This is a genomic window from Chitinophaga sp. (assembly GCF_035538455.1).
Taxonomy (GTDB): Bacteria; Bacteroidota; Bacteroidia; order Chitinophagales; family Chitinophagaceae; genus Chitinophaga.
The window spans coordinates 1-6,981 of record NZ_DATLKJ010000262.1; the positions used below are offsets into that span (position 1 = coordinate 1).

Annotated in this window: 1 protein-coding gene; it reads right to left on the reverse strand. The window is 52.1% G+C overall.

What is annotated here, in order from left to right:
- Window positions 1-6,981: non-ribosomal peptide synthetase (locus VM802_RS30250; RefSeq protein ID WP_325537911.1), on the reverse strand; the 6,981-nt coding region annotated here is incomplete at both ends.

The window sequence follows — 6,981 nt, forward strand, 5'->3', positions numbered from 1 at the left end:
CTTACCAACCGGCACCACATCGTCATAAAGGGAATCAGTGTTCACTACATGCAGCAGTTTTCCTATCGTCGTTTCTGTCGGGCCATAGTGATTCACGACTGTGCAACGGCTGCCGGACATCCAGATACTTTCCACCACTGCGCTTTCCAGCGCCTCGCCGCCGAATATAAGCAGCTTCGCCGGGAGCAGCAGTTTTTCCGGCTCTGACAAAGCCTTCCAGTGAGAAGGTACGATCTTGATACAGTCGACCGGGTATTTATCCATGTAATCGTACATATAGCCAGCGTCATTGATGGCCGCTTTGGAAAACAAGTGTAATACTGCGCCAGATAAAAGTGCACTGAACAGGACAGTATTGCCCAGGTCTGTTGCGATGCTCGACAACAGTCCGAAGGAGCGGCAGGCATTAACAGGTAGCGCGGCACTCAGCCCGGCAATATAGTCATAGAGGTTACCATGCGTAACCAGTACGCCTTTGGGCGTACCGGTACTGCCGGAGGTGTAGATTACATATAATAATCTGTCGGCAGTAAAGGGCAGTTCTCTTACGATAGTAGAGCAGCTGTCTATTTTCCCGTCCTCTATGGCGATGATGTCGAGGCCGGATATATCCGGTAGTGCTTCCCTTGCTGTGTTGCTACTAACGATCACGGATGCACGGGTATCTTCCAGCATAAATTTTATCCGCTCTGCCGGGAAATCCGGCTCTATGGGCACATAAGCGCCGCCGGCTTTTACAATACCCAGGATGGCAATGATCATAGCGGCGGAGCGTTCAATACAGAGAGGCACCAGTGTATCTGCTCCCACGCCTTTGCTGCGGAGGTAATTGGCCAGCTGGCTGGAGCGCTCGTCCAGTTCCTGGTAAGTAAGAATATGATCTTCAAAGGCCAGCGCCACGGCCTGTGGGGTGTGCCGCACCTGCGATTCAAACAGGTGGGTGAAAGGCTTCTCCGGCACGGTTACGGCTATACGGTGTGCTCCCCTGCCTGCCAGTTCGCTGAGGCCGGCTGGTGTGAGGAGATCTATATCTGCAATCTTCCCGTCTTCATGGGTGATCATCTGCTCCAATGTCTCTTCAAAATGTGCGGCTATCTGTTCTATATAAAATGTTGGTAACAGGTCGCTGTTGTAGGTAAAGAGCAGACTGGCTTCCTCCGCGATACCGATGATAATGGTAAGCGGGTAATTGGTGTGGGGGTGCGCCTCCACGTCATCTATCTGCAATTTCCAACTGTGGGAAGCCACTACCTCATTAATGGGATAATTCTGGAAGGTGATGGACGTATCGAAAAGCTCACCCTGCAACCCTGTCCAGCGCTGTATTTCATTGAGACCTACATATTGGTATTCGCGGCTCTGCATCTGGCCGTTCTGCAACTGCCGCAACCATTCTGTGATACCGGCTTCCGGCTCCAGTACCGTGTGAGAAGGAATGGTGTTGATATACAGGCCGACACGTTGCTCTATACCAGACAGATCATCCGGGCGGCCGGAGACAGTGATGCCGTAAACTACCTCATTGCTGCCGGTGTAACGATATAACAGGTATGACCATACGCCCTGCATCAGTGTATTCAGGGTGATATGGCTGCGCTGTGCATATTGTGCCAGACGGCCAGTGGCAGCAGCATTTATCCGGAGGAGTTTTTCCCGGTAGATACCTGTCCCTCTGGTACGCTCCGCTGTGGAACTGATAAACGGCAACAGGTTACCCGCTGTCAATGTGTGCAGGTAATTCCGCCAGTAATATTCGTCCTGTTCTTTATCTCTTCTTTCAAGGTAACGGATATAATCTTCAAACTGATCAACTGTAACAAAAGACAATGGCCCGCCCGTTGCCAGTGATTCATATATCTCCAGCAGCTCTTTCACCATTACTGCCAGCGACCAGCCATCCAGTATAATATGATGGGAGGTCCAAAGCATACGGTAATCATTTCCCTGCAAACGGAACAGCGTGATCCGCATCAGCGGCGCTGCTGCAAGGTCAAATGCTGTTTTGCCATCGGCAGCTTCGTATTCCTGAATGGCCTGCCCGCGTGCAGTTTCATCGAGATGACGCAGGTCAATAACGTTGAAGGGTATACGTACCTGGTTGTATACACATTGTACCGGTATGCTGAATACCTGGTGGTAGAAGGCTGTCCGCAGTATGCTGTGCCGCCTCGTCAGTTCATTCCAGCTTTGCAGGAATATATCTTCGTCGAGATTCCTCAGCTGGCAGGACATCGGTTCCACATACACAGCCGCCTGTTCATTGATGAGGTTATGGAACAACATCCCTTCCTGCAAGCTGCTCAGGCGGTACAGGCTTTCCACCTGTGCCCTTCTGGGCGCGCCGGCGAAAGGCGTATCCAGAAAGGCATCCAGCTCTTCGTTTGACACCTCATCGCCCAGGTTATAATCCGCCGGCGTATATACAGTGCCGTTAGCCGCCTGTTCTGTACAATGGGCAATCAGCAGCTCCAGGTTAGATACAAACGCGGCAGCCAGTGTACTGATACTTTCTGCTTCGTAATGCAGGGTACTGTATCCCCATTGCAATACGAGTTCTTCATCCTGTATGATACTATTGACAGATAACTTTTCGCGTACGGGGAAAGCGGCGCCCAACCCGGACCCTGACGATTCGGGTGCAGATGTCAGTATACCGTCTTCCCGGATAACGTTATCTGTTTGCCCGAGATAGTTGAAAATAACATCCCAGGGATCCTTTCCCTGTAACGCAGATGTTCTGTTGATATATTTCAGTACGCCATAACCGACGCCTTTATCTTTTATTTTACGCAGTTGTTCTTTAATATCTTTCAGGAAGCTGCCATTATCCTTACCGGGCTTCACTTCCAGCAGTACCGGGTACAGGTTGGTAAACCAGCCAACGGTACGGCTGATGTCAATACCCGCGGAAATATCTTCCCTGCCATGCCCTTCCAGGCCTATCAGCACATCGGCTGTCTGTGTCCATCCGGCGATTGTTTTTGCCAGGGCGGCCAGCAGCAGGTCATTGATTTCTGTATGATAGGCCCGCGGCGCTTCCTGTAACAGGCGCTGGGTCTGCGCAGCCGGCAATTTCACCACGATATGTGCGGTATCCGCGGCAGTAACAATACTGTCAGATTTTTTATCGGTTTTAAGCGGCACATAGCGCTGCACAGTCTTCTCCCAATACTCTTGCTGATGCAGCAGCTGTGGACGGTGGCCGTAGCTGGCGAGTGCATCATACCATTGCCTGAAGGAGGAGCCTTTCAATCCCAATACAGCGGCAGCCTTGCGATTACCTTTCTTCTTCAGCAGCGTTTCGAGGTCCTGTAACAGGATACGCCAGGATACCCCATCTACCGCAAGGTGGTGAATGATGAAAAGCAGCCGGTTATGTGTTTCATCTGAAGGCATCTGTAACAGGGCGGCATGGAAGAGCGTCCCTTTCCCGGTATCAGGACCCTGATGGCAATCGCTGGCATATGCCTCTATCCGGGCTGTAAGATCCTCAGCCGGAATATTGCGCAGGTCAACCGTCTCCAGCCGGGGTTCATAATCGCCATACTCCTGTATGAAGCCTTTACTATCCGGCCGGTAGGTAAACCGGAGTGCGTCATGATAACGCACCAGCTGCTTTATGGCAGCATCTAACACCGATGCCTCAACGCTCTTTCCTATTGACAGCAATACGCTTTGATTAAAATGCGCATTGCCGGACCCACCGGTTTCAAAGAACCATTGCTGGATTGGCAGCAAGCCACTGACACCGGTAAGCATGCCCTGCTCTCCGAAAATCGCCGCTGTTTTTGCGGTAGTCAGTAATGGCGACAGTTCACTGATCGTCTGATGGGTAAAGAGGTCACGGGGATGCAGCACATAGCCCTGCTGCTTTGCGCGGCTCACCACCTGTATGGTGATAATAGAATCACCGCCCAGTTCAAAGAAGTTATCGTGTATCCCTACCCGTTGTAGCCCCAGCAGTTCCTGCCATATTGCTGCAATGGCCTGCTCGGCCGCGTTCCGCGGAGCATTATAGGCTGCTTTAGTCAAAGCCTGCACATCAGGCTCCGGCAATGCTTTGCGATCAACTTTTCCACTGGGAGTTACCGGCAGCTTATCAAGCGGAATGATCATCGCCGGCACCATATACTCTGGCAGCTGTTGTCTGAGCCAGGCTGTAATACCCTCCCTATCAAAGGGACCGACAGGAACGACATATCCGATGAGTCGTTTATGGTGATGCTGCTGCTGATCTGCTTTTGCAATGACCACCGCTTCATCCACCAGTGTGCATTGCTGCAATACGCTTTCAATTTCGCCCGGTTCAATCCGGTAGCCGCGGATCTTTACCTGGTCGTCTATACGGCCGAGATATTCGATAGTACCATCCGGCAGCCAGCGGCCAAGATCACCGGTTCTATATAAACGGCTTTCAGCGTCGTTGCTGAAAGGATTGGAGATGAATTTTTCGTTTGTCAACGCTTCACGATGCAGATAGCCACGGGCCAGGTTGGCGCCGCCTACGCATATTTCGCCCGCTACCCCCATGGGACTTAGTCCTTTATAAGCGTCCAGGATATACACCTGCACGTTAGGTACCGGATCACCGATAGAAACAACCCCATTATCCCGCAGCGGGTTGTCCGTAAGCGTCGTGCAGACGGTATTCTCCGTCGGGCCGTAAGCGTTAATCAGCCGTATTCCTGCGGACTGCATGTACCTGGCGTCTTCCCGGATCAGTGGCTCGCCTGCGGATACGACTGTCTTTACAGGTCCCAGCACCTCTTTGATCATATGCTGGTAAGAAGGCGGCAGCGTCACCACCTCCACATTATACCTGCTGACCATTTCGCCAAAGCGTTCTGCCGTCAGCAGCTCTTCTTTGGAAGGCAACACCAGTGCTCCGCCACTCAACAGTGTGTTGAATATTTCATAGCAGGAAGCGTCAAAGCCGAAAGAGGCAAATTGCAGGTAACGCATACCTTCTTTCAATCGTAGTAGTTCCGCCTGCCCGAGGGCAAGGTTCACCAATCCGCGATGCGCTATCATCACCCCTTTGGGTTTGCCGGTGGAACCGGAAGTATAGATGATGTAGGCGAGGTTACCGGCGTTCAGGGTCACCTCCGGTTTAACGGCAGCATAGCTGTCTGTCGCTGCGGTATCATCATCCAATGCAATGACGCGCAGGCCATCCTTCGCGGGGATCTTCCCCATGGAAGCTTTGCTGCTCAGTACCAGTGATGCCTGGGTATCTTCCAACACATAGCTGATACGCTCTGCGGGGTAGTCAGGATCGATGGGAACATAAGCGCCGCCGGCTTTCAGGATGCCCAGGATTGCAGCGATAGTCAGCGGGGAACGCTCAATGCACAACGGCACAAGTGTTTCAGGCAGTACACCGTTTTGTTGCAGCAGCTGTGCAATCCGGTTGGCATATTCATCCAGCTGGCTGTAAGTGAGCTGCCCGTCTGCAAACAAGAGCGCCGGCGCATCGGGGATGGCGGCGGCTTTTTCTTCAAAGAGCGCTACCGCGGTCTTGTCTGCCGGGTAGTTTGCCACCCTGTTATTAAAGCCGGTGGTCAGCAACTGCTGTTCTTCTCCGGACAACATAGCCAGGGAGCCAATATTTTCACCAGGATTGGCGGCCAACGACTGCAACAATTGCTGAAAGTGCGCTACCATCCGGGTTACTGTATCTTCCTTAAACAGTTCGGCACAATATTCTACCTTACCGGACAGCCCTGTTTCATCTTCATGTATAACAAATGAGAGATCAAATTTTGCCGTGGTATGCAGTGCCTGTTCGTGCGTCAGCTGTAGTCCGCCGAGCTGCAATTCCGGTGCGTCCGGTGTGTTTTGTAGCACAAATACCACCTGGAACAAAGGTGAGCGGCTCATATCGCGCTCCTTCGTTACTGCCTCCACAATCTTTTCGAATGGCACATCCTGGTGATCGTAAGCACCCAGCATGGTTTGTCTTACCTGCTGCAATACCGCTGTAAACGATGGATTGCCGGCGAGATTGTTGCGCAGCGCCAATGTGTTGATGAAGAACCCTACGAGATCTTCCACCTCCTGCATGGTACGGCCCGCAACAGGGCTGCCTACGCAGATATCGTCCTGACCTGTATAGCGATGCAGCAATACATTGAAGGCAGCGAGCAGGGTCATATAAAGGGTCACGTCATGGGAGCGTGACAGCCTGTTCAGTTTTGCAGCAAGCTGTTTATCAAAATGGAACAACACCTGCGCACCGCGTGTACTTTGGATGGCAGGCCGCGGATAATCCGTGGGTAACTGTAACGGCTGTACGTCATTGAGTTTATGTTTCCAGTAGTCCAGCTGTTTGTCGATCACTGCACCGGAGATATGCCGGCGCTGCCAGATGGCATAGTCTGCATACTGTATGTCCATCGTGGATAAGTCGGCGGTACGGCCTTCTCCATATGCTTCATACAGCGCTATCAATTCTTTTACGATGATACCTACCGACCAGCCGTCGGAGGCAATATGATGCATCACCACCACCAGCAGATGTTCTTCTTCATCTTTTCTGGTCAGGTGAGCGCGCAACATGTGATCATTACCCAGATCAAAGGGAATATCGATCAGTGATTTAACGAAAGATTGCAGGGCTACCGCTTCCTCTTCATGCCCGTGTGTAATGATATCCAGCTCCCACAGATCTTTTTCCAGTACACGCTGATGAGCCTTTCCGTCCTCTTCTTCAATGATAGTACGCAGCACTTCATGCCTGTTGACGATGGTACGCAGTGCGTAGGCCAGCGCCTCATGATGCAGGCTGCCCTTCAGCCGCAGGATGGCAGGGATATGATAGTTAGCGCTGCTTTCCAGCTGATCAAGGAACCAGAGCCGCTCCTGGCTGTACGACAGCGGGATGAGCGACATATCCCCCCTGTCCGCAGCAGTGATGGCGGACGGCGTTTGCGCATTCCCGTTATGAAGATGCTGTGTACTCAGAATAGCTCTGATCTCTTC